This is a genomic window from Arthrobacter sp. NQ7, from assembly GCF_029581595.2.
GTDB lineage: Bacteria > Actinomycetota > Actinomycetes > Actinomycetales > Micrococcaceae > Arthrobacter > Arthrobacter phenanthrenivorans_B.
The window spans coordinates 1-24,629 of record NZ_JARFXU020000017.1 but is presented as its reverse complement, the minus strand read 5'-3'; the positions used below and the strand labels follow the sequence as shown (position 1 = coordinate 24,629).

The 24,629-nt window shown below is 67.7% G+C and carries 23 protein-coding genes and 1 pseudogene; 11 read left to right on the top strand and 13 right to left on the bottom strand.

The genetic code is table 11. From position 1 onward, the window contains the following. Window positions 1-89 precede the first annotated feature (89 nt). On the bottom strand, window positions 90-344 hold the full coding sequence (locus tag PUN71_RS16380; RefSeq protein WP_043453676.1) for a hypothetical protein: 255 nt from the start codon (window positions 342-344) through the stop codon (window positions 90-92). Window positions 345-570: 226 nt separating this feature from the next. On the opposite strand from PUN71_RS16380, the gene PUN71_RS16375 reads away from it, so the two are divergent. Continuing rightward, complete coding sequence (locus PUN71_RS16375) at window positions 571-1,269, top strand: TetR/AcrR family transcriptional regulator C-terminal domain-containing protein (RefSeq protein ID WP_277799279.1); 699 nt, start codon at window positions 571-573, stop codon at window positions 1,267-1,269. A gap of 38 nt (window positions 1,270-1,307) precedes the next feature. Here the strand turns inward: PUN71_RS16375 and PUN71_RS16370 are convergent, their stop codons facing one another. Next, a complete protein-coding gene (locus PUN71_RS16370; protein WP_277799278.1) occupies window positions 1,308-1,772 on the bottom strand; it encodes a pyridoxamine 5'-phosphate oxidase family protein in 465 nt (154 codons plus the stop codon). 60 nt (window positions 1,773-1,832) lie between these two features. Further along, complete coding sequence (locus PUN71_RS16365; protein WP_277799277.1) at window positions 1,833-2,762, bottom strand: aminodeoxychorismate lyase; 930 nt, start codon at window positions 2,760-2,762, stop codon at window positions 1,833-1,835. Between the two features lie 94 nt (window positions 2,763-2,856). On the opposite strand from PUN71_RS16365, the gene cls reads away from it, so the two are divergent. Next, a complete protein-coding gene (gene cls, locus PUN71_RS16360; protein ID WP_430929412.1) occupies window positions 2,857-4,332 on the top strand; it encodes a cardiolipin synthase in 1,476 nt (491 codons plus the stop codon). Between the two features lie 82 nt (window positions 4,333-4,414). Here cls and PUN71_RS16355 read toward each other — a convergent pair whose 3' ends face one another. The 7 genes from PUN71_RS16355 to PUN71_RS16325 all read right to left on the bottom strand — a co-directional run bounded on the left by PUN71_RS16355 (window position 4,415) and on the right by PUN71_RS16325 (window position 11,263). Continuing rightward, the gene (locus PUN71_RS16355) at window positions 4,415-5,689 is read right to left on the bottom strand and encodes a multidrug effflux MFS transporter (protein WP_277799276.1); all 1,275 of its coding nucleotides are present in this window, start codon (window positions 5,687-5,689) and stop codon (window positions 4,415-4,417) included. Between the two features lie 102 nt (window positions 5,690-5,791). Continuing rightward, on the bottom strand, window positions 5,792-7,879 hold the full coding sequence (pabB, locus tag PUN71_RS16350) for an aminodeoxychorismate synthase component I (protein ID WP_277799275.1): 2,088 nt from the start codon (window positions 7,877-7,879) through the stop codon (window positions 5,792-5,794). Window positions 7,880-7,912: 33 nt separating this feature from the next. Further along, the gene (locus tag PUN71_RS16345; protein ID WP_277799274.1) at window positions 7,913-8,464 is read right to left on the bottom strand and encodes a DUF2231 domain-containing protein; all 552 of its coding nucleotides are present in this window, start codon (window positions 8,462-8,464) and stop codon (window positions 7,913-7,915) included. Between the two features lie 57 nt (window positions 8,465-8,521). After that, on the bottom strand, window positions 8,522-9,055 hold the full coding sequence (locus PUN71_RS16340) for a low molecular weight protein-tyrosine-phosphatase (protein WP_043453762.1): 534 nt from the start codon (window positions 9,053-9,055) through the stop codon (window positions 8,522-8,524). A gap of 117 nt (window positions 9,056-9,172) precedes the next feature. Continuing rightward, window positions 9,173-9,796 (bottom strand): LysE family transporter, encoded by a 624-nt coding sequence (locus PUN71_RS16335; RefSeq protein WP_277799273.1) that lies wholly within the window; start codon window positions 9,794-9,796, stop codon window positions 9,173-9,175. 118 nt (window positions 9,797-9,914) lie between these two features. Continuing rightward, on the bottom strand, window positions 9,915-10,733 hold the full coding sequence (locus PUN71_RS16330; protein WP_277799272.1) for a methyltransferase domain-containing protein: 819 nt from the start codon (window positions 10,731-10,733) through the stop codon (window positions 9,915-9,917). Between the two features lie 29 nt (window positions 10,734-10,762). Then, window positions 10,763-11,263, bottom strand: coding sequence for a MarR family winged helix-turn-helix transcriptional regulator (locus tag PUN71_RS16325; protein ID WP_277799271.1), 501 nt, complete (start codon window positions 11,261-11,263; stop codon window positions 10,763-10,765). A 202-nt stretch (window positions 11,264-11,465) separates the two neighbouring features. On the opposite strand from PUN71_RS16325, the gene PUN71_RS16320 reads away from it, so the two are divergent. Further along, window positions 11,466-13,667, top strand: a complete 2,202-nt coding sequence (locus PUN71_RS16320) for an MMPL family transporter (protein WP_277799270.1) — start codon at window positions 11,466-11,468, stop codon at window positions 13,665-13,667. Between the two features lie 13 nt (window positions 13,668-13,680). Here PUN71_RS16320 and PUN71_RS16315 read toward each other — a convergent pair whose 3' ends face one another. Then, window positions 13,681-14,601: an NAD-dependent epimerase/dehydratase family protein gene (locus PUN71_RS16315; RefSeq protein WP_502860905.1), complete on the bottom strand. Its 921-nt coding sequence runs from the start codon at window positions 14,599-14,601 to the stop codon at window positions 13,681-13,683. A gap of 133 nt (window positions 14,602-14,734) precedes the next feature. Here PUN71_RS16315 and PUN71_RS16310 point away from each other — a divergent pair, with 133 nt between their 5' ends. Then, window positions 14,735-15,481 (top strand): TetR/AcrR family transcriptional regulator, encoded by a 747-nt coding sequence (locus PUN71_RS16310; RefSeq protein WP_277799268.1) that lies wholly within the window; start codon window positions 14,735-14,737, stop codon window positions 15,479-15,481. A 93-nt stretch (window positions 15,482-15,574) separates the two neighbouring features. Next, entirely contained in the window at window positions 15,575-15,871 is a 297-nt protein-coding gene (locus tag PUN71_RS23115) for a hypothetical protein (RefSeq protein WP_349361819.1), read from the top strand. A 464-nt stretch (window positions 15,872-16,335) separates the two neighbouring features. Here the strand turns inward: PUN71_RS23115 and PUN71_RS23110 are convergent. Further along, window positions 16,336-17,136 (bottom strand): annotated as a pseudogene (locus PUN71_RS23110) (MFS transporter); the annotation flags it as partial. Between the two features lie 97 nt (window positions 17,137-17,233). Between PUN71_RS23110 and PUN71_RS16300 the strand changes: the two are divergent. The 6 genes from PUN71_RS16300 to PUN71_RS16275 all read left to right on the top strand — a co-directional run bounded on the left by PUN71_RS16300 (window position 17,234) and on the right by PUN71_RS16275 (window position 22,667). Then, window positions 17,234-17,557: an ArsR/SmtB family transcription factor gene (locus tag PUN71_RS16300; protein WP_043453649.1), complete on the top strand. Its 324-nt coding sequence runs from the start codon at window positions 17,234-17,236 to the stop codon at window positions 17,555-17,557. A 174-nt stretch (window positions 17,558-17,731) separates the two neighbouring features. Then, entirely contained in the window at window positions 17,732-19,600 is a 1,869-nt protein-coding gene (gene dnaK, locus PUN71_RS16295) for a molecular chaperone DnaK (protein ID WP_277799266.1), read from the top strand. A 3-nt stretch (window positions 19,601-19,603) separates the two neighbouring features. After that, window positions 19,604-20,299, top strand: coding sequence for a nucleotide exchange factor GrpE (locus PUN71_RS16290; RefSeq protein WP_277799265.1), 696 nt, complete (start codon window positions 19,604-19,606; stop codon window positions 20,297-20,299). A 367-nt stretch (window positions 20,300-20,666) separates the two neighbouring features. Further along, window positions 20,667-21,638 carry a DnaJ C-terminal domain-containing protein gene (locus tag PUN71_RS16285; RefSeq protein ID WP_277799264.1) on the top strand — a complete coding sequence of 324 codons (972 nt, stop codon included), beginning with the start codon at window positions 20,667-20,669 and terminating at the stop codon, window positions 21,636-21,638. A gap of 14 nt (window positions 21,639-21,652) precedes the next feature. Then, entirely contained in the window at window positions 21,653-22,078 is a 426-nt protein-coding gene (locus PUN71_RS16280; RefSeq protein ID WP_043453643.1) for a heat shock protein transcriptional repressor HspR, read from the top strand. A gap of 202 nt (window positions 22,079-22,280) precedes the next feature. After that, window positions 22,281-22,667, top strand: coding sequence for a hypothetical protein (locus tag PUN71_RS16275; RefSeq protein ID WP_277799328.1), 387 nt, complete (start codon window positions 22,281-22,283; stop codon window positions 22,665-22,667). Between the two features lie 60 nt (window positions 22,668-22,727). Here the strand turns inward: PUN71_RS16275 and PUN71_RS16270 are convergent, their stop codons facing one another. Beyond that, the gene (locus PUN71_RS16270) at window positions 22,728-24,137 is read right to left on the bottom strand and encodes an aldehyde dehydrogenase family protein (RefSeq protein ID WP_277799263.1); all 1,410 of its coding nucleotides are present in this window, start codon (window positions 24,135-24,137) and stop codon (window positions 22,728-22,730) included. Between the last annotated feature and the right edge of the window lie 492 nt (window positions 24,138-24,629).

Sequence of the window (24,629 nt, the reverse complement as noted above, 5' to 3'; positions counted from 1 at the left end):
AGGGCACAAAAAATGCTGTGGCACGCCTGTGCCACAGCATTTAATCGTGGTCCGGCTCCGCCGGAGTCCCTACGGATTTGGCCGGAGTATCAGGCCAGCCGCGGGTAGCTGCTCAGGATGTAATCGGCCGCCGCGGGACCCTTCATCCGGAGACCGTTGCGGCGCGGTGAAACCTTGTGCTTCATGGCTGCCCAGAAACTCGATTCCGTGCCGGGTGCCTGCTGGTTGATAAAGCACCAGCTGGTGTAGAGCCCGTAGAGCCGGTCGCGGTCCAGGCTGGAGCCTGAGACCTGGTCAAAGTGGGTGGCTTCCTGCAGGAAGATGTCGAACTGCGAATGTGCCATTGCGGCTTCCCTTCGCTCAGTGCTCGGTGCCACCGTTCGGCTACAGCAGCGTAATCCCGCCGACCTGCACGCGGACGGCGGTTCATAAACACCCTGCCGTCCACATGGACGGAACAGGGACGCTCTCACCGCGTGTCTACGCTGTAGACTTTACCTGTAGACTACAGATACGGCAAGCGACTGGAGTAACTGGTTGCGTGACCCGCCGGCATTCAGGATGGACACCATGGCTTCCCCAAAAATCGACACACCAGCCAGCCGCAAGGCGAGGCTGAGCCGGGACGTGGTGCTGGCAAAAGCCCTGGAAATCGTGGACGCCGAAGGACTGGATGCGCTGACCATGCGCCGCCTGGGCACGGAACTCGGCCGGGATCCCATGAGCCTCTACCGCTATGCCGAAAACCGCGCTGCCCTGCTGGACGGCGTGTCCGAGCTGGTGCTGAACCAGCTCACCATCCACCCGGAGGATCCGGACTGGAAGGCGCAGCTGCGGAACATCGCCCACAACCTCCGCCAGCTGGCGCTGAAGCACCCCAATGTGGTGCCGCTGCTGGTCACCCGTCCGCTTTCCACGCCCTTGGGTTTGCGCCCGCTGGGCACGCTGCGGCCCCTGGAGCAGATTCTGACCCTGCTCGCGGCGGCGGGATTCGAACCGTCAGATGCGCTTCACGTGTACCGGGCCTATTACGGCTTCCTGTACGGGCACATCCTGAACGAACTCCAGGAGTACGTGGTGGACCCGGAGGAGAACGAGGTGCTGCTGCGCCTGGGGCTGCACCGACTCCCCGCCAAGGAGTTCCCCAGGCTCCGCACGCTGGCACCGGCGCTCGCGGAGTACGACGGCGCCCTGGAGCTCGACCAGGGCCTGACCATCCTGCTGTCCGGCCTGGAAGCACAGCTGACCCGGCAGGCCTCCCGGGCCTGACGGCAGCGGACGGTCCACGTCCGGGCCGGCGCCACGATCTACTCGAACGACGCCCGCCGCCGGTCCTGGGCCCGGGTGTTCCAGACGTCCGGCCGGTTGACCTTGAACCGGCGGCCGGTCAGCGCCTTGGCGTTGAGCCGCACGTAATGTGCCTTTTCGCCGGGCTGCCAGGGCTCCAGGCCGAGGTTGTCCACCGCGTCCTTTTCCGCCTGGTCCTCGATGATCTCCGTGTCGCCCCGTGCCACCACGCTCCACGCCACTTCGGTGGCGGGATCGTAGCCGTCGATCTCCAACGCCGCGGCCCGTTCCATTGCGGCACCCCAAAGCTTGGAGCCCGGCGCCGTGCGGAACGCGATGCTGCGCCGATGGACCACGTAGTTGACGGGAAAGATCTCGGGATGGCCGTCCACGACGACGGCGAGCCTGCCCACGATATCGTCGGCGAGGAGTTCCCAGCAGTCGTCAAAGGACAGTTTTTCGATCGGCACGTTTTGCGAGTCCATGGTCCACACCTTACGGGTGATGCCGCAGCGGGAAAAGGGACATCGTGCCCTGTCCCACGCCTAGTGGATGCCAGCGAAAAGTGCGCCCAACTCGGCTGTCAGTTCCTTCTGCAGCGAGGGCGTGCCGATCTGCTTGCCGTCGATCGTGTTGACGGGCGCCAGCAGGCGGACGCTGGAGATCAGCCAGACGGCGTCGGCGTCCAGGAGGTCCTGCGGCTCCAGGGGGCCGTAGCCCAGTTCCCAGCCTGCTGCCTTCGCTGCGGTGAAGAGCGCGCCCTGGGACGTCCCCGGAAGGATGCCGCTGTCCAGCTGCGGCGTGATCAGGCGCTTGACCCGCGGGCCGCCGTCGGACTCTTCCACGTGGGCCAGCAGCACGGTGGACGTGGGGCCTTCCAGGACCCGGCCATCCGAGGACAGGAAGATCACGTCGTCCGCACCCTGCTTGTGCGCGTAGCGGAGGGCCGCCATGTTCACGGCGTAGGACAGGGTCTTGGCACCCAGGAGCAGCCAGGGCGCCCGCTCGGCAACGTCGCTGTCATAGCCGCGGTCCAGGAAGATCACGTCGATGCCCGTCTCCCGCTGCCGCCGGCCGGCCGCACCCGCCGGAGAAGCCTGGACCCACGCGGTGGGGGCTGGAGCGCCCTCGGCGCCGCGGGTCACCACCAGCTTCACCACCAGCTCGTCCGTGGCCGGGTCCGCCGGCGGGTTCTCCGAGCGGTGCCGGACGACAGCGGCAGCAATGGCCCGCCGCCAGGCGTCCTGGCCCGGGATGTCCAGGTCAAGGGCTTCGGCGGAGGCTCCGAGCCGGTCCAGGTGGGCCTGCATCTTCCGGACCTCGCCACCCACGGCCAGCATGGTTTCGAACACGCCGTCGCCCCGGGTGACCCCCAGGTCCGTGACCAGCAGCTGGGGTTTGGCGGCATCCTCCACGCGGCCGTCAGGGAAAGCAGGGTCGAGGAAAACGAGAACCACGGGGGCTGGAGAGGTCATGGCACCAGCTTAGTGCGGCACCGCGGATAAGCTGGGCGGAGTGCCCCGGCCGGAAACCGTCCTCCGGAGCCAAACCTCCCCGGGAGTTATTGACGTGTTGTGGCCTTTTTCGCTTGCCGGCACCGCGCCGACGTGGGTTGTGGTGCTCCTGGGTTTCGCCGACCTTGTCATCAGGGTCCTGGCGCTCGGAATCATCCCCGGCAACCGGCGTCCCACCACTGCCATGGCCTGGCTGCTCGGCATCTTCTTCATCCCGTTCGTGGGCATCGTCCTGTTCCTGCTGTTCGGCAACTTCCAGCTTTCAAGCCGGCGGCGGGCGCAGCAGGAGCAGGTCAACGACCGGGTGCGGTCGGGAATCAGCGCCCTCTCCGAAGCCGAAAGCGACTACCCGGGCCCCGAATGGGTGAAGTCCGCCGCCGAGCTCAACCGCACGCTGGGGTCGCTGCCCATGGTGGACGGCAACTCCGTGGACCTCATTCCCGGATACCCGGACTCCATCCTGGCCATGACCAACGCGGTCCGGAAGGCGAAGAAATTCGTCAACGCCGAGTTCTACATCATGAGCTCGGACCACGTCACGAATGACCTGCTCACGGCCATGGAGGAAGCCGCGGAACGCGGCGTGGACGTGCGCCTGCTGTTCGACCACATCGGCACGCTGCGCATCAAGGGCTACCGGAAGCTGCTCCGGCGGCTCCGGGCGGGCAAGATCCAGTGGAAGCGGATGCTGCCCCTGCTGCCCATCCACGGCCAGTGGCGCCGGCCGGACCTGCGCAACCACCGCAAGATCATGGTGGTCGACGGCGAAATCGCCTTCACGGGCTCGCAGAACCTGATCGAGCCCTCCTACAACAACCCCCGGCACCGGAAGGCGGGCCGCGAGTGGGTGGAGCTGATGGCATGCCTGCGCGGTCCCATCGTGACCACCCTGAACGTCGTCTTCGCCACCGACTGGCTCAGCGAAACCGATGAGTCCCTGGAACACCAGCTGCAGCTGCCGGCGAACCCGGAACCGGGCGACGTCACCGCCCAGGTGGTGCCCAGCGGTCCCGGGTTCATCACGGAGAACAACCTGCGTCTCTTCAACACGCTGATCTACTCCGCGCAGCACCGGATCTCCATCTGCAGCCCCTACTTCGTTCCGGATGACTCCCTGCTCTACGCCATCACCACGGCCGCCCAGCGGGGCGTTGACGTGGAGCTGTTCGTCTCCGAAAAGGGTGACCAGTTCCTGGTGCACCATGCGCAGCGGTCCTATTACGAGGCACTCCTGGAAGCCGGCGTGCGGATCTACCTCTACAAGGCCCCGTTCGTCCTGCACGCCAAGCACTTCACCATCGACGACGAGGTGGCCGTCCTGGGGTCCAGCAACATGGACATGCGCTCGTTCTCGCTGAACCTGGAGGTCTCCGTGATGCTCCTGGGCGAGGACATCGTCAACAAGATGCGGGCGGTGGAGGACACCTACCGGGACATCTCGCATGAGCTCAAGCTCGCGGACTGGCTCAACCGGCCGCTCGCCGCCCGGTACGTGGACAACGTGGCCCGGCTGACGGCCACCGTCCAATAGCTGTCCAATAGCTGCCCAATAATCAGCGCGGCAACCGCTTGCGACAGCCCGCCCAACACCCGGAACCCAACGCCGGCGCCGGCTACTCTTCGGCGCCCACCCGCTGGCCGCCGTCGTGCCCTGCATGCTCGGGCCAGCCGCCGTTCCGGTAGGCAGGCGTCCCCAGCGCGAGCACCGTCACCGCCAGGGCGCAGCTGCCGATCATGACGCTGGCCATGGACAGTGAGTTGCCGCCCAGGATTCCCACCAGGGGGCTCACCAGTCCCGCGACGCCGGACTGCAGGGCGCCAATGACCGCCGCCGCCGTCCCCGCCATATGGCCGTAGTTGTGCAGGGCCAGCACGGAGGCGTTGGCTGGGATCATGCCCTGGGCCGACAGGACCAGCCACAGGGCGGCCACCAGGCCGAATGCGCCGCCGGCGCCCGTGGCCACCACCGCGAGCAGCAGCAGGGCAAGGCCCAGCTGGACCAGGAGGGCGGTGCGCAGGAGGCGGACCGGCGGGAATTTCCTGACCAGGGCGGCATTGAGCTGGGCCGAGAGGACCAGGGCGGCGCCGTTGAGGGCGAAAACGAGGGCGAACTGCTGGGCGGTGAGGCCGTATTCGTTCTGGAAGACGAAGGGCGAGCCCACCACGTAGCTCATGATCAGCGCTAGACCCAGTCCAGGGATGACGGCCAGCGCCATGAAATGCTGGTCCCTGAGCAGGGACCAGTAGGCCCCGGCCACATGCCTGGGGTGGCCCCGGCTGCGCCTGTCCTCCGGCAGGGTCTCGGGCATGAACCGCAGGACGATGGCCACCAGGACCACCCCGATGAGCGCCAGGGCGTAGAAGACGGCGCGCCAGTTCCAGGCGCCCGCGATGGCCTGGCCCACGGTGGGGGCCAGGAGGGGTGCCACACCGATCACCAGCATCAGCCGGGACAGCAGCTGAGCCGCGGCGGACCCGACGAAGCGGTCGCGGATCACGGCGAGTGCCACCACTGCCGCGGATGCGTTGAAGAAGCCCTGCAGCACCCGCAGGCCCGTGAGCGTTTCGATGTTCGGCGTCATGGAGCAGAGCAGGGAGATGGCCACGTGCAGCGAGATGCCGATGACCAGCGGAAGGCGCCGTCCGAACCGGTCCGAGAACGGGCCAATGACCAATTGGCCCACCCCGGCGCCGACGAGGGTTCCGGACAACGTCAGCTGGGCGGCGGTCTGGGTGGTGTTGAGGCCGGCCTCCACCGCGGGCAGCGACGGCAGGTACATGTCCGTGGTGAGGGCAGGAAGCGCGGCCAGGGCGCCGAGCATCAGGACGTACTTGATGCTGCGCGGTGCCTTGTTGCCGGGGTTGTGGGAATGGGAAGGATCCGTCACGCGGCAAACCTCACTCGTGGCGCTGGGGATTCCCGCCGCGTGGCTTGAGCGGTTCAGCTGATGCTCTGGAGCCTACCCCCGGGGCCGTGCGCCTAAACGGCGTCAGTCTTCCGGGAACGCGGCGCCCAGGGTGGAGAGCACACCGTAGGCCTTGGTCCGGATTTCCTCGTATTCATCGTCCGGATCGGAGTCGGATGTGATGGCACCGCCGACGCCGAGCGACACTTCCGCCGTTCCGTCGCCTGCCGTGTCGATCACCAGGGTCCGGATGGCGACGGCAAGATCAGCCGCAGCGTTCAGCGAAAAGTAGCCGATGGCACCCGAGTAGGGCCCGCGGGGTCCGGCCTCCAACCGGTCAAGGATGGCCATGGTGCTGATCTTGGGGGCCCCGGTCATGGATCCGGCGGGGAAGCAGGCCGCCACGGCCTCGGCCCGCGGCGCCCCGGGGGCCAGGCGGGCGTCGATGGTGCTGACCATCTGGTGGACCGTGGCGTAGCTTTCGATGGCGCAGAGCCGGCTGACCGTGACCGAACCGGGTTCGGCAAAATGGCTGAGGTCGTTGCGCAGCAGGTCCACGATCATGATGTTCTCGGCCCGGTCCTTCAGCGACGTGGCCAGGTCCGTGCGCAGCCGGTGGTCCTCCGCCGGATCAGCAGCCCGGCGCCTGGTGCCCTTGATCGGCTCTGCGCGCATGCCGCCGTCGGACGCGATCCTGAGGAACCGCTCCGGTGACGTGCTGGCCACGGCCAGGCTGCCCAGCCGCAGGTAGCTGGCGAACGGGGCCGGGTTCCTGCGGCGCAGCGCCAGGTAGGTGGTCCAGGGATCCAGCGAACCTGCCCCGAGCCGGGCTTCAAGGGTGGTGGTCAGGCAGACCTCGTAGCTGTTGCCCTGGGTGATCTCGTACTGGGCGGCGGTAATCTTCTCCCGGTACTGGGCGCCCGAATCCCTGCTGCGGAAGGCGGGTGCTGCGGGAAGTAGGACGCCGCTGCTGCCGCCGGCTTCCGCTGCCGGCTCCGGCTTAGGGGCGGCGGCGTCCGCCGCGGTGTGGACCGCTGCCCGCGCCTCAGCCAGCCAATCGTCCGCGTCAGGTGCCTCCAGCGCCAGGAGCCAGGCGGTGCCGTCGGCGTGGTCCAGGACCACGGCCCTTCCGGCGAAGATCAACGCGGCATCGGGGGTGGGTGCGGCCAGGTCGCTGCCGCCGGTTTCGCGTTTCAATTCGTAGCCCAGGAAACCCAGCCAGCCCAGGGTGAACCCGCCGGGATAGCCATCCGGGGTGCGGACGGCCGGCCGGCCCCAGACAGTGTCCAGCCAGCGGAAGAAGGGGCCCGCAACCTTGGCCGTCGATGAGCCTGCGCTGACCCGGCTGACGCCGCCGCGGTGCGCGACGAACTGCCCGAACGTACCGCCGTCGTCCGCCATGATGCTGAACCGGCTGCGTTCCGCTGCCGTCCGTGCGGCCGGGTCTGTACCGTCTTTTGCGCTGCCCGCATTGGAGGAGTCCAGCCAGACGGCGTTGGCCGAGTGTCCGTACAGCTGGTGGAACAGTCCGGGCGCATCCGGTACGGCCGTGAGGCGCTCGGCACGGAGGCGGAGCGCCTGGCGCGCGGATGATTCCGGGGCGAGTACCGGGGCCAGGGCGGGCAGGAAGGGGAGGAGCCGCAGGACGTCCGCCGGGGCCGAGCCGTCGGCCAGGTTCTGCACGCGCAGGTCCGCATGGCCGGGCACGTCATCGCGGCCCAGCCACTCTTCCTCCTGGGCGGCCCACTGGTCCCAGTAGGGCTCATAGGTGGCGCCGTCCCGGTCGAGGGCGCGGGTCCGCCGGACATCGTCCGGGGATTCTGCCCAGATCACCGCGTCCAGCAGGGGACGTGCCGCTTCCGCAGCAGCCCCTACTCCCTCCACGATGACGATCTCGGCGGGCAGCGTTACCCGGGTGTCGCCGTCGTAATGGTTGTCCCAGTCCCAGCTGGTCCAGGTGGCTGCCTCGCCGCGGCCCAGGGGCGCCAGGACGGTGGAAACGTAGCGCTCGATGCCCGCCGCGAGGCCGTCCCAGCCGGGGTAGATGTCCTCGAGGTGGAACAGGGAGACCTTGTGGTGGGCGCGCAGCGCGGCCGCAAGCTCGACGGCGAGGGTGGTCTTCCCTGCGCCGGAGCGCCCGTCGACGGCGATGATGACGGGGGCTGGACTCATGGACTAGAGCGTACCGTTTTCCTCCGTACGCTTTCACCCACGGGGTACGCCCTGCCCGGAGGCGTGACGTCCGCTGCTCAGGTGGCCGCCCAGGAACCCGCTCACCAGCAGCAGCACCGCTCCCGCCCGCGACAGCCGCACGCCCAGCCGCTCCCGCCCGCATGACCGGGCCGCCCAGGAGGCACCGTAGACAATGGTTGCCGCGGCGTTGGCGGCAGCATGCACGATGCCTACGCGCTTAATGGCACGGTCCTTGCCGGACCAGGTGGCCCATCCGGACAGGGCCGTGGGCACCGCAGCCAGCACGCCGAGGCCCACCAGCCTCCGGGCCGCACGCCGGGAACCCTCGTCCTCAAAAAGGTCCAGGAACACCGCAGACCACCAGGCGCCGAAAGGTGCATCGGTGAGGATGACGTGCAGCGGGATGCCCGTGGTGTCGCCGCGGATGATGGACGGGATTCTGCGTCCCCGCATCAGCCGCGACGCCAGCGGCTCTGCCGCCGTGACGGCAGCGTCCAAAGGGTGTGCTTCCTCGAGCTTCGCAAGGAACCGGGTGTACCTGCCGGGGCGGGATGCGGCGTGCATGCAAAGCAAATTACTCCTGCTGCCGGGCAATTGCACTGCAATTCCGGTCGGCCGGCCCTAATGCGGCTGGAGCTGCGTATTCTGCCGGACTGCCGTCCGGATGTGTTCCACCAAGCCGGGAAGGGCGGAGTGGATCTGGTGCCAGACGGCGTCGAAGTCGGCGTGGCCGCCGTACCAGGGGTCCTCGATGCCTTGGTCCAGCCGGTCCCTGCCTGCCATGGCGGGATCAAAACTGCGCAGCATCCGGATCTTGTCCAGGGACTCCTGGTCCGGTGCCGCTTCGCTGAGCCAGGCGTAATGGTCGATGTCCAAAGCCAGGATCAGGTCGCGCTCGCGGAACCAGCCATCCTCCCATTCGCGGGCCACGTGGTGGTCGGACGGCAGCTGGGTGGCGGCGAGCCGGCGGGCGGCGCGTGGATCAATCGGCCGGCCGGCCTCGTAGCCCGTGGTGCCGGCGGAGTCCACTTCCACCAGCCCGTCGAGGCCCTCGCGTTCAAGCGCCGCCTTGAGCATGAGTTCGGCCATGGGGGACCGGCAGATGTTGCCCGTGCAGACGGTGATGACGCGGTATGCGCTCGACGTTGAGTCCATGCCTCCAAGCATGCGCGCATCCGATCACTCTTGGCTAGCCGTGGGTTCACATTGTTTTACAGCCTTGTAAAGATGCATGACTGCGCCTGATATGGGTACGTCCCACGTTGGTGCCGCTCAATGGATCAGGGCCAGCAGGATGCCGACCGCCACGAACAGGACGCCGAACACCCGGCTGAGGACCAGTTGCCCCCGGTCGGTGGTGGTGAAGCGCTGGAAAGACTTCGCCGCGGCGGCAAAGAAGAACCACATGACCAGGATGTCGATGGCCACGATCGTCGCCGTCAGCACGGCATACTGCGTGGCCAGTGGCTGGTCGGGGCGGATGAACTGGGGCGTGAAGGCAAGGAAGAATACGATCGCCTTGGGGTTGAGGAGGTTCACCCAGAAGCCACGGCGGAAGATGGACCAGGCAGGCTCGTTGCTGAGCGCGGCGGCCTGCTCCTGTGCGGCGGCGGGCTTGCTGAGGAACTGGCGGATGCCCAGGTAGACCAGGTAGGCCGCCCCGGCGTAGCGGATCACGTTGAAGGCGACGGGCGAGCTGGCCACGAGTACGCCGACGCCCAGGGCCACGATCAGGACGTGGACAATAAGGGCTGCCTGCTGGCCAAGGATCCCCCAGATGGAGCGCCGGAACCCGGCGTTCAGGGAGTTGCTCATGGTGTTGATGGCCCCGGCGCCGGGGGTGAAGCTGATGAGGGCGCCGGCACCCGCAAGGGCCAGCCACAGGGAAAATTGCACCAATCAATCCTACGGGGGCATGAAGGAACCCGCCGTCAACTGCATCACCGATGCTTCGAGTGCCCAGCGGCGAATGCCCAGTGGTCCAGGCACACGGCAGGAGCGGGCGGCGGCGGTCCTACGCCCTGGCGATCACCTCGCCGTTGGGAATCAGGAACCAGCCGTCATCCGTGGAGCCCCAGCGGTGCCAGCCGGCCGAGATCCGGGCCAGGTCGGCGGCGTCGGCGAACCCGTATTCCAGGGCCTGTTCAGCGAAGGCCGAGTGCAGCACTCGCTCACCCCAAACGCGCGCCTGCCACCGGCGCTGCTGCGCCGTGGCGTACAGCCAGTTGCTGCTGGAGGGTGCCACATCGGTGAAACCGGCGGACTGCGACCAGCTGACCAGCCGCCGCCCGGCGTCGGGCTCTGCCCCGTTGCGGCGGGCGATCCGCTGGTACAGCTCCATCCACTCGTCCAGTTCCGGGATGGCGGGGTACCAGCTCATGCCGTGGAAGTCGGCGTCGCGCACCGCGACGATGCCGCCAGGCTTGGCGACGCGGCGCATTTCGCGGAGGGCCTCCACGGGGTCGGTCAGGTGTTGAAGCACCTGATGGGCGTGGACGACGTCGAACGTTCCGTCCGCAAAGTCGAGGTCGTAGATGTTGCCTGCGACGAATTCCACGTTCGGCACTTCGCGCTCGACAGCCAGGGCCTTGGCCTGGGCGATGATGTCCGGTGAGCGGTCCAGGCCGGTGACCGTTCCCGGGCTGACCAGGGCGGCGAAGTCGCAGGTGATGGTGCCGGGCCCGCAGCCGACGTCGAGCAGCGAGGCCCCGGGCGTGAGGTAGGGGAGGACGAACGCCGCCGAGTTCTCGGCGGTCCTGGCGGCATGGGCGCGGACCACCGATTCATGGTGGCCGTGCGTGTAGACGTCTTCTTCAGGCTGCTGCGCACTCATAACCAAACGCTACCCCTGTCCGGGGGAGGCTATGCGGATTCCGTCCTTGCCGCCACGGTGGCTTCGATCATCGCCGTCATGAAACGGGTGACGGTGTCCAGCTCTTCCTCGGAGAAGCCGGCCATGGCGCTGCCCATGTGCTGGGCGAGGGGGGCGAAGATGGCCCCGCCTTCCCGGAAGGCCTTGGGCGTCATCTTCAACTGGACCTGGCGCCGGTCCGTGCTGTGCCGCTCCCGGACCACGTGGCCTGAGCTGTCCAGCCTGTCAATCAGGGCTGTGGTGGCCGGCGAGCTCAGGTTCAGCTCCTTCCGCAGCAGTCCAGGCGTCACCACATTGCCCCGGGCCGTATGCCGCATGATCACTGCCAGCGCATTCATATCCGTACGGTGCATGTCCTTGCGGTCCCCGGCAGCATCCACATACCGGTTCGCCTCAATGGTGAACTCCTGCAGGATCCTGAGCAGCGGATGGCCAAACTCCTGCCCCGCCTGCCCGACGGGGGATGGCTGGGAAGGCTCCTTGCCTGCCATTTCCACCTCCCTGTCGTTGGTGTCCGATCGTTTTCTGCTCCGGCGTCCTGACGGATATTACTCCAGGGTCCGCGCCTCCCGGGCTCCGCGGCAGGCAATCGGAGACTTAGGCCAAAAAAGCTTGACTGGCACTTATCTCTGTCATGGAGATAATCTATGCTGGAACAAATACTACTCCACCTGCTCACCCATGGAAGGCATCATGAATCGCACAAAAGTTGCCAGGGAACGCGTTCCGTTCTGGCTTCGCTGGCTGGTCCCCGTGGTCCTGGTGCTGACCTGGCTGGGGCTCGCCGGCGTGGGCGGGCCCACGTTTGGCCGCCTGGAGGAGGTCTCGTCCAACGACCAGGCGTCCTTCCTGCCCGCCAGCGCAGAGGCCACCGAGGCCCAGGACTGGCAGGCCAAGTTCCGCGACTCGGACGAGGTGCCGGGCATCATCGTCATCGAGAAGAGCGAGGCATTCACGCCCCAGCAGCTGGGCGGGCTGGCATCGCTGAAGACCAGCCTCGAAGACCTCAAGCTCGGCAGCACGGTCATCGGCCCGATCCCGTCCAAAGATGCGAAAGCCGTCCAGTTCGTGGTCCCCATCGGCTCCTCGGCTGAAGTCAAGGACGCCGTCAAGGAACTGCGGGACACGGTCAAGGAGGCGGCCCCGGAGGGCACCCAGACCTTCGTCACCGGCCCCGCCGGACTTGCGGCCGACCTCACCTCCGCCTTCGGTGGCATTGACGGGATCCTCCTTCTGGTGGCCCTGTCCGCCGTGTTCGTGATCCTCCTGGTGGTCTACCGTTCCCTGCTGCTGCCCATCATGGTGCTCCTGACCTCGGTGTTTGCCCTCTGTGCGGCCATCCTGCTGGTGTTCGGCATGGCCAAGGCGGGCTGGATCCAGCTCAACGGCCAGAGCCAGGGCATCCTCTCCATCCTGGTGATCGGCGCAGCCACGGACTACGCCCTCCTCTTCGTGGCACGGTTCCGCGAAGCGCTCACGCACACCACCAACCGGACGGCGGCCGTCCTGACCGCGTGGAAGGCATCCTTCGAACCCATCCTTGCCTCGGGTGCCACCGTGATCATCGCGCTGCTGTGCCTGCTCTTCTCCGACCTCAACTCCAACAAGGCCCTGGGGCCCGTTGCTGCGGCAGGCATCCTGTGCGCCCTGTTCGCAGCGCTCACCCTGCTGCCCGCCCTGATGGCGCTGCTGGGCCGGGCCGCCTTCTGGCCCTTCCGGCCCAAGCTCCTGCCCGCGGATGAGCGCGAACCGGAGCTGGTCACCGGCCTCGAAGGCCAGAAGGGCCTGTGGCGTGCCACCGGCTCACTGGTCTCCCGGCGGCCCAGGACCGTGTGGGTGGCGTCGGTCCTCCTGCTGCTCGTCGCCGCGGGCGGTCTCTTCCAGCTCAAGGCCAACGGCGTACCCCAGACGGACGTCATCCTCACCGCCTCGAACGCAGTGGACGGCCAGGACGCGCTGGCCCGCCACTTCGACGCCGGCAGCGGCAGCCCCGCCGTCGTGGTCGCCGACCAGGCCAAGGCGGCGGAAGTGCTGGACAAGGTGAAAGCGGACGACGGCGTGGGCGAGGCTTACCTGCTGGGCCGCGGCAGCGTGCCGGTCACCGGAGCCCCGGGCGCCCCCACCGCACCCGACGTCCGGGACGGGAAGGTCCTCATCAATGCCACGTTGAAGAATGCCGCCGACTCGCTTGAAGCAGAGGAGACCATTAAGGCCCTGCGCACCGAGGTGAAGGCCGTTGATTCCAGCGCCCTGGTGGGCGGCGTGACGGCCACGGCACTGGACACCAACACCACCGCCCAGCGCGACCTGCTGGTCATCATCCCGGTGGTCCTGGTGGTCATCCTCTTCATCCTGATGCTGCTGCTGCGCTCCATCGTGGCCCCGGTCCTGCTGGTGCTCTCGGTGGTGCTGTCCTACGCGGCCGCACTGGGCGTCGCGGCTTTCGTGTTCAACAACCTCTTCGGGTTCCCGGGAGCCGACGCCACCGTTCCGCTGTTCGGCTTCGTCTTCCTGGTGGCCCTGGGCGTGGACTACAACATCTTCCTGATGAGCCGCGTCCGGGAGGAATCGCTCAAGCACGGCACCAGGCCCGGCATCCTGCGGGGCCTGGTGGTGACCGGCGGCGTGATCACCTCCGCCGGTGTGGTCCTTGCCGCCACCTTCGCAGCCCTGGGGGTCATCCCCATCATGTTCCTGGTGCAGCTGGCCTTCATCGTGGCCTTCGGCGTCCTGCTCGATACCGTGCTGGTGCGCTCGCTGCTGGTGCCGGCGCTGGCCTACGACATCGGGCCGAAGATCTGGTGGCCCAGCAAACTGGGCCGCACGGACAGCGGGAATGCGGTGCAGCCGCGGGAGCCCGGCGTCGAACCCTTGGAAGAGGTTCCCAGCCGCTGAGCCTGTTTAGGCCCTAACCCTGTTGCCGCCACCAGTCCACGGTGGCGGCAACAGCCGCTTCCAGGGGAGTGTGCGTGACCCCAAGGGCGGCTTCGGATGCTGCGGAATCCATGACGAAGGGCCGCTCGAACTGGTACAGCATCTCCGCCAGCTCCCTGGCATCACGGGAGAATGCCGCCGCCGCCCGGAGTACCCAGCCGGGCAGTGCTCGTACCCTTGGGGCGGGCTGCCCTGCCGCCGCCGCGAAGGCGTGCGCAAGCTCCTGCTGTGACAGCGCCGGGCCCGTGGGCGCATGCCAGACGGCATTCCACGCCGACGGCCGGTCCGCCGTCGCAACCATGGCGCGGGCCAGGTCCGGGACGTAGGTGAAGGAGTGGGGCTGCCTGGCGCTGCCGACCACGCTGACGTTCCTGCCCGCGAGGATGGGACGCACCATCCGCTCTCCGGCGTGCGCCATCCGGACGCGCGGCCCAAAGAAGTCGCCGGCCACCACGCTTACTGTGGGCGTGGCCGAGGCCTCGCGCGCCTGCAGCAGGTCCGTCCGCACACCGCGCTTGCCCCCGGTGGCCCGGCGCGGGCCGGCCTCCGTGATCAGGCGGTCCGGCTCGCTGTAGGAATAGAGGCTTTCAGGGAAGACGACGACGGCGCCCACCTCCTGCGCGGCGCTGAGGACTGCCTGCTCGGCGGCAGGCAGCTCTGCCCGCCACGCGGCCGCGGTGTATGCCGAGCCGTGGATGCAGTGGAAGACGGCTTTGGCGCCGGCAAGGGCAGTGCGCAGAACCGCCGGGTCCTTCGCGTCCCCGCTGATGCGCTCGATGAGCGGGTGGTCCGGTCCGCTGCCCGACCGGGTCAGGATGCGCACCTGTTGTCCCCGGTCTGCCAATTGTTCCGCTACCGTCCACCCCACGGGGCCTGCTCCGGTCACCACATATATGTCAGGCACTTTGTCTCCCTTTCAGTAATTGAGAGCAGTGCTCTCGAAAACAAGGATGCGCGTACAGGGTGGCAGAGTCAAGAGCAGTGCTCTCTTTAGCTGCCCGCGCTCTCGTTTATGGCATGCTGGGGTCATGGATGACGCCCGCGGATCAACCGCTGACCAGCCCCGGCCCCTGACGCCCCGGCAACGGGCCAGGTCGCAGACGGTGGCGGACATTGTCCGGCTGGGCCGGCAGCATCTGGCCACCGACGGTGCGGCCGCCCTCTCCCTGAGGGCCGTGGCAAGGGATCTGGGAGTGGTGTCCTCCGCCGTCTACCGCTATGTGGAGAGCCGGGACGAGCTGCTCACCTTGTTGCTGATCGATGCCTTCGGTGAACTGGGGGACGAGGTGGACGCGGCCGTTGCGGCGGCCCCGGAGGGTGACCATCGTGGCCGGTTCATGGCGCTGGGCCGGGCAGTCCGCATCTGGGCCATCCGCGAGCCCGCCAGCTACGCCCTCCTGTTCGGCAGCCCGGTTCCCGGCTACAACGCCCCGGCCGAACGCACCGCGGGTCCCGGCACGCGCGTCATCGTCAGCCTCATCGGCATCCTGGACGCCGCCTCCCGGGCGGGGCAATTGGCGGTTGTGGGACCATCCCCGCAGCTTCCGCCCACGCTGGCCGCCGACTTGGAGGCCATCCGCCGGGAATTCGGGCTGGCCATCCCGGACGAGCTGGTGGCGCGGGGCGTATTGGTGTGGAGCTCCCTTTTTGGCGCCGTCAGCTTCGAAGTGTTCAGCCAGTACGGGCCGGACACCTTCCGGGCGCCGCATGAACTCTTCGACCATCATCTCGCCGTCCTGGCGGGGACCGCGGGCCTGCCGGTGCAGCCCTCCTGACGGGGCCGGTTTGAGGCCTGTTGGTGCGGGGGCCCCGTCGATAGACTGCCAGTGCGCCCGGACGGACGCGGAGCCTCAAAGGAGAGATGCACCATGACTGAAAACCCTGAAGTTGCAGCCGAGGAACCCCGCAAGGGCAGCAGCGCCCCCGGACTGGAAGGGGAAGGCGGGCAGTACGTGGACGGCGACTACGGTGACGCCGGCACCATCAACGAACCCGACCGGGATGCCGCGGACGGCGAATACGAGGAAGGCGACTACGGCGACGCCGGAACCGCGGGCGGTGCCCCGACGGAGCGGGCCATTCGCGAAGGCCTCACCGACGGCCAGGTCCAGGCGACCGATGAGGAGCGCGGACCGCTCCATGGGCGCCCCGACTCCGGCCGGTAGGCACCCGCGGGGGTCCCCTTACCCGACGGCTCCGCCGCCACCAGCCTGTCCTCCTTGGCGGGTTGGGCGTCCTTGCTGCGGGCGCGGCTGATGGCTGCCACCGCAGCCAGGACCGTCACCAGGCCGCCATAGGCGTAGGTGGTGACCGGGAGGGACAGGATGGGGGCCAGCAGGCCTGCCAGTACCGCCGGAACGCCGAAGGCCGTGTAGGCCACGACGAAGAGCGAAGCAAAAGTCCCGGCGCGTTCATCATCCTCCACCAGGGGGCTGATGGACCGGATGACGCCCATGAAGGCAGTGCCGAAACCGGCGCCTGCCACCACCACAGCGGCCAGGAACAGGCCAAACGAATCCAGGCCGAGGGCCAGCAGCGACAGTGCGGTCCCCACGGCCAGCGCCGTGGTGCCGAAAATGGTGATGGTGCGGGCTCCAAAGCGGTGCAGGCAGGCCGCCGACACGGCTCCTGTCCCGGCCAGGATGGTGATCACCATGCCCTGCCACAGATGCTCCCGAATGCCGAAAGTGGTGTGCACGATCGCGGCGCCAAGGGAGAGGTACAGCCCGCCCGTGGCCCAGCCGGCAAAAACGGCCGGGGCGCCGGTGAGGAATGCGCGGCGTGCGGCCGGCGGCAGGGTCAGGTGCGGCTTGAGTGAAGCAGCCGCCCCGGCCGTGCGGGGTGAGGTTTCCGGGCAGGCCCACACCAGTGCGGCGAACGCCACGTACAGGACCGAGAGCGAGACGAACACCAGCACGCGGGGCTCAGCAAGGAGGTCCAGCAGCAGGCCCGATGCCAGCGCGCCCAGGGCCAGGCCGCCCAGGGGTGCCACCGTGTTCCAGGCGGCGCTGGAGCCCGGGTCATCCTCCGGTTCCAGATCGGCGATGGCCGCGGAGAGCGTGGTGAGGAGGATGCCGCTGGCCACCCCCTGGAGGACGCGGGCCGCCAGCAGCATCGCCAGCGAATCGGCTGCCAGGAAGGTCACGACGCTGCCGGCCAGCAGGAGGAATGCCGCGCTGATGACCGGCCGGCGGCCGAGGTGGTCGGAGATGGAGCCGAAGACCAGCAGGGCCGCCAGGAGGGCCACGGCGTAGACAGCGAAGATCCCGGTGGTGGCCACCGGCAGCAGGTGCAGCTGCTCCTGCAGGGTGGGGTAGAACGGGGACGGCGCGCTGGCTCCGGCCATCATGGCTGCCGTGGCGGCGGCAATGAGGACGAAACCCAGCCGCCGGTGCGACTCTCTGGGCCGGACTGCGGGTGGGTGTGTCACAACATGCCGCCTTCTGCATTGGGGGTGTGGTTGGTTCGAAAATAATCGAAACCTCAGACTACTGGCACATCCGCGATGGTTCAACTAAAGTCGAACCGTGGCTACACCGGCGAACCTCACCCATCCCGAACGCGCGGACCTCCACTTGCCCAGTGTGCTCTTCGCCCTGAGCGATCCCGACCGGCTGGAAATCGCACGCCAGCTCCGTGCCGGCCCCCTCGATATGGCCGAATGCACCCTCGGCAATCCGGAGATGCCCAAGTCCACCAAGTCCCACCTGATGAAGGTGCTCCGCGAGGCAGGCATCATCCGGAACGAGGCCAACGGGCGCGGCCGCAGGCTGACCCTGCGCGCCGAGGACCTTGATGCCCGGTTCCCCGGATTGCTCGCCGCGGTCCTGGACGCGCCCGGCGCGGACTGACGCCTCCTCCCCGCCGGCGCGTGCCGCCGTCGTGCGCTGCTGTACGCCCTGAGCAAAGTTGAGCGTAGTTCACTCAACTTGTGTTGACATCCTTTGGCGGCTGAGTAGAGTTGAGTGCAGAACGCTCAATGCTTAGGGCGCCAACCAGTTTCCAAGGAAAGAAGGAAGCAACACATGTCACGTGCAGTAGGTATCGACCTCGGAACCACCAACTCCGTCGTCTCCGTTCTCGAAGGTGGCGAGCCCACCGTTATTGCCAACGCAGAGGGTGGCCGCACCACGCCGTCGGTCGTTGCATTCTCCAAGTCCGGCGAGGTCCTGGTTGGCGAGATCGCCAAGCGCCAGGCCGTCAACAACATCGAGCGCACCATCGCTTCGGTCAAGCGCCACATGGGCACTGACTGGAAGGTGGACATCGACAACAAGAAGTACACCCCGCAGGAAATTTCCGCGCGTATCCTCATGAAGCTGAAGAACGACGCCGAGTCCTACCTGGGTGAAAAGGTCACCGACGCCGTCATCACCGTCCCGGCCTACTTCAACGACGCCGAGCGCCAGGCCACCAAGGAAGCCGGCGAAATCGCGGGCCTGAACGTCCTGCGCATCGTCAACGAGCCCACCGCCGCAGCCCTCGCCTACGGCCTGGACAAGGGCAAGGAAGACGAACTCATCCTGGTCTTCGACCTCGGTGGCGGTACCTTCGACGTCTCCCTGCTGGAAGTCGGCAAGGACGAAGACAACTTCTCCACCATCCAGGTCCGCGCCACGGCCGGCGACAACCGCCTCGGCGGCGACGACTGGGACCAGCGCGTCGTTGACTACCTGCTGAACCAGCTCAAGGTCAAGGGCATCGACCTGTCCAAGGACAAGATCGCCCTGCAGCGCCTCCGCGAAGCAGCCGAGCAGGCCAAGAAGGAGCTCTCCTCCTCCACCAGCACCAACGTCTCGCTGCAGTACCTGTCCGTCACCCCCGACGGCCCGGTGCACCTGGACGAGCAGCTCACCCGCGCCAAGTTCCAGGACCTGACCAAGGACCTGCTGGAGCGCACCAAGAAGCCGTTCCACGACGTCATCAAGGAAGCCGGCATCAAGCTCTCCGACATCAACCACATCGTGCTGGTGGGTGGCTCAACCCGTATGCCCGCCGTCTCCGAGCTCGTCAAGGAACTGGCCGGCGGCAAGGAACCGAACAAGGGCGTCAACCCGGACGAGGTCGTGGCAGTCGGCGCAGCCCTGCAGGCAGGTGTGCTAAAGGGTGAGCGCAAGGACGTGCTGCTGATCGACGTCACCCCGCTGTCCCTCGGCATCGAAACCAAGGGTGGCGTGATGACGCACCTGATCGAACGCAACACCGCCATCCCCACCAAGCGGTCCGAGACCTTCACTACCGCTGACGACAACCAGCCGTCCGTGGCCATCCAGGTCTTCCAGGGCGAACGCGAATTCACCCGCGACAACAAACCGCTGGGCACGTTCGAACTCACCGGCATCGCCCCGGCGCCGCGCGGAATTCCGCAGATCGAGGTCACCTTCGACATCGACGCCAACGGCATCGTGCACGTCTCCGCGAAGGACAAGGGCACCGGCAAGGAACAGTCCATGACCATCACCGGTGGCTCCAGCCTCTCCAAGGAAGACATCGACCGGATGGTCCGCGACGCCGAGGAGCACGCAGCCGAGGACAAGGCCCGCCGCGAGGCAACCGACACCCGCAACACGGCCGAGCAGCTTGCCTACTCCGTGGACAAGCTGATCGCCGACAATGCGGACAAGCTGCCCGAAGAGGTCAAGACCGAAGTCCAGGGCGACGTTGACGCGCTGAAGAAGGCCCTTGAAGGCACCGACGACGCCGCCGTGAAGTCCGCGTTCGAGAAACTGCAGGCTTCCCAGACCAAGCTCGGCGAAGCCATCTACGCCCAGCCCGGTTCGCCGGACGGCGCAGGTGCCGCAGGTGCCGAGGGTGCCGCAGGCGCTTCGGCGGGTTCCTCCGACGAGGACATCGTCGATGCCGAGATCATCGACGAAGACGAAGCGAAGAAGTAACCCATGCCGCACCACGGTAACGAGGAAGAGCACAACACATCCGCGGGCCAGCAGAACACGCAGGGCAACGGCCAGGAGCCGGTCATCCGGGACAACCGCAAGGTTGACCCGGTGACCGGGCAGGCCCGGCACCCCGAGGGCGGCCAGCCCTCGGGGGCCGGCTCCCAGGCCGGAGCAGCGGATTCCGACGGCGACGCGCTGGCCCAGGCCGAGGAGATTCTCAACGGCGTGGACGTGCCGGCCGAGGAATCCGTGGCCCAGGGCGTCAAGGCCGGTTCCGGCAACGCCGAGGCCGCCGAGCTGCGCAACGACCTGCTCCGCCTGCAGGCCGAGTACGTCAACTACCGCAAGCGCGTTGAACGCGACCGCGCCGTGGCAGGGGAGATGGCCGTCATCGGCGTCCTGAACTCCCTGCTCCCGGTGCTGGACGACGTCGACGCCGCCCGGCAGCACGGTGACCTGGCCGACGGCCCCTTCGCCGCGATCGCCACCAAGCTGGAGAACGCACTGAAGACCTACGGCCTGGTCCGCATCGACGAGACCGGCGTGGAGTTCGACCCCACGATCCACGAGGCCCTGATCCAGCAGCCCGGCGAGGACATCGAGGTTGACACCGTCAGCCAGGTCCTCCGCTCCGGCTACAAATCAGGAGACCGCGTGCTCCGCGCCGCCCAGGTCATCGTGGCCGTCCCGGCTTAGTCGGTCACCAGGCGCTATGCCGGATATGGGGCGGTGCTCAAGTCGCGCCGAACGGATAAGGGGGCCCCGCCCCTACGCTGGGTGGCTAACGATCTGCGATCGTCAGCCACCCAGCTCCGGCAGCGGATCTGGCCTCCCAACACTCGCAAGCTCGTGTCGGGGCCCTCGGTCAGCTCCTTAGATGCCACTCCCGGGCCCCCTTATCCGTCCGTCGCTCAGCGCTCGTCTCGCCTAAGGTGGGAGCAAGCGAAGCGCAGCTGGATAGGGGGCCGCGGCGTGGCGGGCACCGCGGAGCGGGCACGGCCCCCTATCCAGCGGAGCGTTGCCCAGCCGGGGCACGAAGGTTTGAACAAGAAAGGAAACGCCATTGGCTAGCCAGGATTGGGTGGACAAGGACTTTTACAAGATCCTTGGTGTTGCCAAGGACGCTTCCGACGCCGACATCAAGAAGGCCTACCGGAAGCTTGCGCGGCAGCACCACCCTGACACCAACGCCGGTAACACTGCTTCCGAGAAGAAGTTCAAGGACATCTCGGAGGCCTATTCGGTGCTCTCGGATCCGGAGGAGCGCCAGCAGTATGACGCCATCCGGGCCATGGGCAGCGGGGCGCGTTTTGCCCCCGGCGGCGCCGCCGGCGGCAACGGCGGGTTCGAGGACATGTTCGGCGGCCTGTTCACCGGAAACACGGGACGCCACGCCGGCGGCTTCAACCCGTCCTCCGGCGGTATTCCGCCCGAATTCGCGGATCTGTTCGGCGGCTTCGGCGGGGCGCCCGGATTCCAGCGCACGCCGCAAAAGGGTGCCGACCGTACCGCGTCCACCAGTATTTCGTTCGCCGGGTCCATCCGCGGCACCACCATTGGCCTGCGCGAGCCCAGCGGTGAAGTGATCGACGTGCGGGTTCCGGCCGGCATCAAGGACGGCCAAAAGGTCCGGGTGCGCGGCAAGGGCCAGCCGGGTGCCGCGGGCAACGGCGACCTGGTGGTGTCCGTCTCGGTGCAGCCCCATGCCTTCTACACGCGCGACGGCGACAACCTGCGCATCCACGTCCCGGTCACCTTCCCCGAGGCGGCCCTGGGAGCGGACATCGAAGTGCCCACCATCGACGGCGACAGGGTCAAGGTCCGGGTTCCGGCGGGCACGCCGTCCGGCCGTACCCTGCGGGTCAAGGGCAAGGGCGTGAAGACGTCCAAGGGCACCGGCGACCTGCTGGTGACCATCGACGTCGCAGTTCCCAAGAATCTCAACAAGGACGCCGAAGCTGCGGTCAAGGCGTTCGCCGAGGCAACGTCGTCGGCGGACGTCCGCGAGGGCCTGGCAGCCAAGGCCCGGCTCTAGGGCGGAGGTGAGCCGTGGACATCAACGCCGACCAGCCGATCTTCGTGATCTCCGTGGCGGCCGAACTCGCGGACATGCACCCGCAGACCCTGCGGCAGTACGACCGGCTGGGCATCGTCAAGCCCAGCCGGGCCCCGGGGAAGTCCCGGCGGTACTCCCAGCGCGACGTCAACATGCTGCGCGAGGTGCAGCGGCTGTCGCAGGAAGGGGTCTCGCTGGAGGGCATCAAGCGGATCCTGGAACTCGAAAACCAGGTGGCTGCCTTGCAAAGCCGGATTGCAGAGTTGACCGAGGAACTCGGGCGAAGGCCGCGGGCCGTGGATTCACGGATCTTCGCCGCCGGCACGGCAGGCGACGTGGTGAGCCTGGCCCGAGGACAGCGGCCCCGGCCACGGTCCCAGGCTGTCATGCTGTGGCGGCCCCGCGCCATTGGGAAGTAGCGCCATGAGGGAGTAATGGGACCCGGCAGCAGGTAGTGCTGCCGGCGCCCCCGGGCAAATATGAGTACCCGCTACTCGTGACCGAGAAAGCCCCTGGAACTTGAATGGAGCCATCGCCGGATCAGCGGCGGTGGTTCCACAAGTTCTGGGGGTTTTCCGTGTTTAAGGTTCTCAGCAGCAAGGCCCGGTCATGAGCCCGGGAATGGAGTCCGTGGCTGCCTTCAGCAGCTCCCTGCCCGGCCAGGTCCTGCTGGCCATCGGGCAGACCATCGTGGTGGTGTGCGTGTGTTTCGACATGGTGCGGGAACTGTCCGTGCCCAGGTCGCACCGCCGGTACGTGGCGAGCACCGTCTTCCGGACCCTCGCCATCCCGTCCATCATGGCCAACGCGATGACGGTCTTCATCGCCCTGGTGGTGTCGTCCTGGGTGGACGTGGTGATGGGCATGTTCGTGCTCGTTGCCATCGTCTTCCGCTTCCACCACAACCAGGACGAGGACAACTGGTGGAAGGGCAAAGGCAAGAAGCTCGCGCGCTGGGCCCGCCGGCAGTTCTCCGGCCGGACGTCCACCGCCCCGGCCCTGGGGTAGCCCTGCAAAGCCCCGGGAGCCCGGCGCTGGGGACCTGCGCGCCGGGCTCCCGCATCAAGTTCAGCCGTTGATGACCTGCGGTACGCCGAGGGCCTTAAGTCCTTCGACGCCGAACTCCACGCCGTAGCCGGACTGCTTGGCCCCGCCGAAGGGGATGCGCGGGTCGACGGCGCCGTGCCGGTTGATCCACACCGTGCCGGCCTGGATGCGGGCAGCGACCTCACGGGCAGCCTTCAGGTCCGCCGACCAGACGGAGGCGCCCAGGCCGACGTCAAGGCCGTTGGCCTTTTCCACCGCTTCATCGATGGTGCTGTAGCGGATGATGGGCAGGGCCGGACCGAACTGTTCCTCCGCGACCAGCGGGTTGTCGTTGTCGATGTCCGCCACCAGGGTGGTGGGGTAGAAGAAGCCGGGCTGGCTGGCGTCCGGGTTCCCGCCCAGCAGGACGCGTGCTCCGGAAGCCTTCGCTGCCTCCACGAGGTTCGCCACGACGTCGTACTGTGCCTTGTTCTGCAGCGGTCCCAAGACATTGTTTTCGTCCAGGCCGTTGCCCATCGGCATGGCCTTGGCGACGGCGGTGAGTTCTTCGCAGACGGCGTCGTAGATGCTGTCGTGGACGTAGAGGCGCTTGAGGGCAGCGCAGGTCTGGCCGGTGTTGAGGAACGCACCCCAGAAAACGTCCTGGGCGATGGCCTTGGGGTCGGCGTCCGGCAGGACGATGCCGGCGTCATTGCCGCCCAGTTCCAGGGTGAGCCGCTTGACGGTGTCCGCGGAGGACTTGATGATCGCGCGGCCGCCGGCGGTCGAGCCGGTGAACATGATCTTGCCGATCGCCGGGTGGTCGGTGAGGCGGGCGCCGACCTCGCGGCCGCAGGACACCACCGACAGGATGCCCTCCGGAAGTTCCTCGTTGAGGACCTTGACCAGGGCCAGGACGGACAGCGGGGTGTTGCCGGAGGGCTTGACCACCCCGGCGTTGCCCATGCGCAGCGCCGGGGCCAACTGCCAGACGGCGATCATCATGGGCCAGTTCCACGGACCGATCGCGCCGACCACGCCGATGGGCCGGTAGTGCAGTTCGGCGCGGGTCTCGCCGTCGTCCACGATGGTTTCCGGCTCCAGCGGCAGGCCGGCCGTGGCACGCAGCCATGCCACGCAGGCGCCCACCTCAAACCGGGCGTTGGGGCCGTTGAGGGGTTTGCCCTGCTCGCGGGAGAGCAGCTGGGCGAGTTCCTCGGCGGAGCGTTCGACGGCGTCGGCTGCCTTCAGGAGCGCGGCGGAACGGGCGTCGTGGCCCAGGGCAGCCCAGGCCGGCTGCGCGGCAACGGCCGCCGCCACGGCTCGCTCCAGGTAATCGAGATCGTGGACCGGGGCCTCGCCCACGGCCCCGCCGGTGGCCGGGTCAAAGATGGTCCGTCCGGTGCCGGGGGCGGGGGCAATGGACGCGAGGAGCGCATCGTAGGTTTCCAAGGGGTACTCCACTTCGAGTAGGCAAGGACGCCAGCCGGTCGGCGTAGCGGGTTGCTTCCCAGTCTGGGCGGGAGCGCGGTCCCCACTCTTGTCTTTGGGTGCAGGACCGTTGACGTTGAGGGAACGGCGTAAAAATTTCGCTCCTTATTGTGAACTGGTCAGAATAAGCCCTAGAATCGGTTCAGGCCGGCGAAGCCCTCGAGAACCGCCGGGTAACTCCTCCCCGGAACCAGGCATACGACCCCGCCAAACCCCAGCAGCGGACAGCACCGCTCCTGTTGCGCCACGGTGCACAGGTGCTGGGTCTTGTGCGCCGTCGATGCCCCCGACCAGCAGGAGACATTATGACCTTGGAGTTCGAGCTCACCGAAGCGCCCGCAACAGCCGCCACCCACCACTCCCGAGGGGGCACCTACGTCACCCTGCCCCCCGGTTCGGAAGTGCCGCCGCAGCCGGAGGGCAGTTACGTCACGCTGCCGGCCGGCCCGGAGG

Coding starts and splice junctions, on each gene's coding strand:
- PUN71_RS16380 (WP_043453676.1), bottom strand. CDS start 344: ATGGCACATTCGCAGTTCGACATCTTCCTGCAGGAAGCCACCCACTTT.
- PUN71_RS16375 (WP_277799279.1), top strand. CDS start 571: ATGGCTTCCCCAAAAATCGACACACCAGCCAGCCGCAAGGCGAGGCTG.
- PUN71_RS16370 (WP_277799278.1), bottom strand. CDS start 1,772: ATGGACTCGCAAAACGTGCCGATCGAAAAACTGTCCTTTGACGACTGC.
- PUN71_RS16365 (WP_277799277.1), bottom strand. CDS start 2,762: ATGACCTCTCCAGCCCCCGTGGTTCTCGTTTTCCTCGACCCTGCTTTC.
- pabB (WP_277799275.1), bottom strand. CDS start 7,879: ATGAGTCCAGCCCCCGTCATCATCGCCGTCGACGGGCGCTCCGGCGCA.
- PUN71_RS16345 (WP_277799274.1), bottom strand. CDS start 8,464: ATGCACGCCGCATCCCGCCCCGGCAGGTACACCCGGTTCCTTGCGAAG.
- PUN71_RS16340 (WP_043453762.1), bottom strand. CDS start 9,055: ATGGACTCAACGTCGAGCGCATACCGCGTCATCACCGTCTGCACGGGC.
- PUN71_RS16330 (WP_277799272.1), bottom strand. CDS start 10,733: ATGAGTGCGCAGCAGCCTGAAGAAGACGTCTACACGCACGGCCACCAT.
- PUN71_RS16325 (WP_277799271.1), bottom strand. CDS start 11,263: ATGGCAGGCAAGGAGCCTTCCCAGCCATCCCCCGTCGGGCAGGCGGGG.
- PUN71_RS16320 (WP_277799270.1), top strand. CDS start 11,466: ATGAATCGCACAAAAGTTGCCAGGGAACGCGTTCCGTTCTGGCTTCGC.
- PUN71_RS16310 (WP_277799268.1), top strand. CDS start 14,735: ATGGATGACGCCCGCGGATCAACCGCTGACCAGCCCCGGCCCCTGACG.
- PUN71_RS23115 (WP_349361819.1), top strand. CDS start 15,575: ATGACTGAAAACCCTGAAGTTGCAGCCGAGGAACCCCGCAAGGGCAGC.
- dnaK (WP_277799266.1), top strand. CDS start 17,732: ATGTCACGTGCAGTAGGTATCGACCTCGGAACCACCAACTCCGTCGTC.
- PUN71_RS16290 (WP_277799265.1), top strand. CDS start 19,604: ATGCCGCACCACGGTAACGAGGAAGAGCACAACACATCCGCGGGCCAG.
- PUN71_RS16275 (WP_277799328.1), top strand. CDS start 22,281: ATGGAGTCCGTGGCTGCCTTCAGCAGCTCCCTGCCCGGCCAGGTCCTG.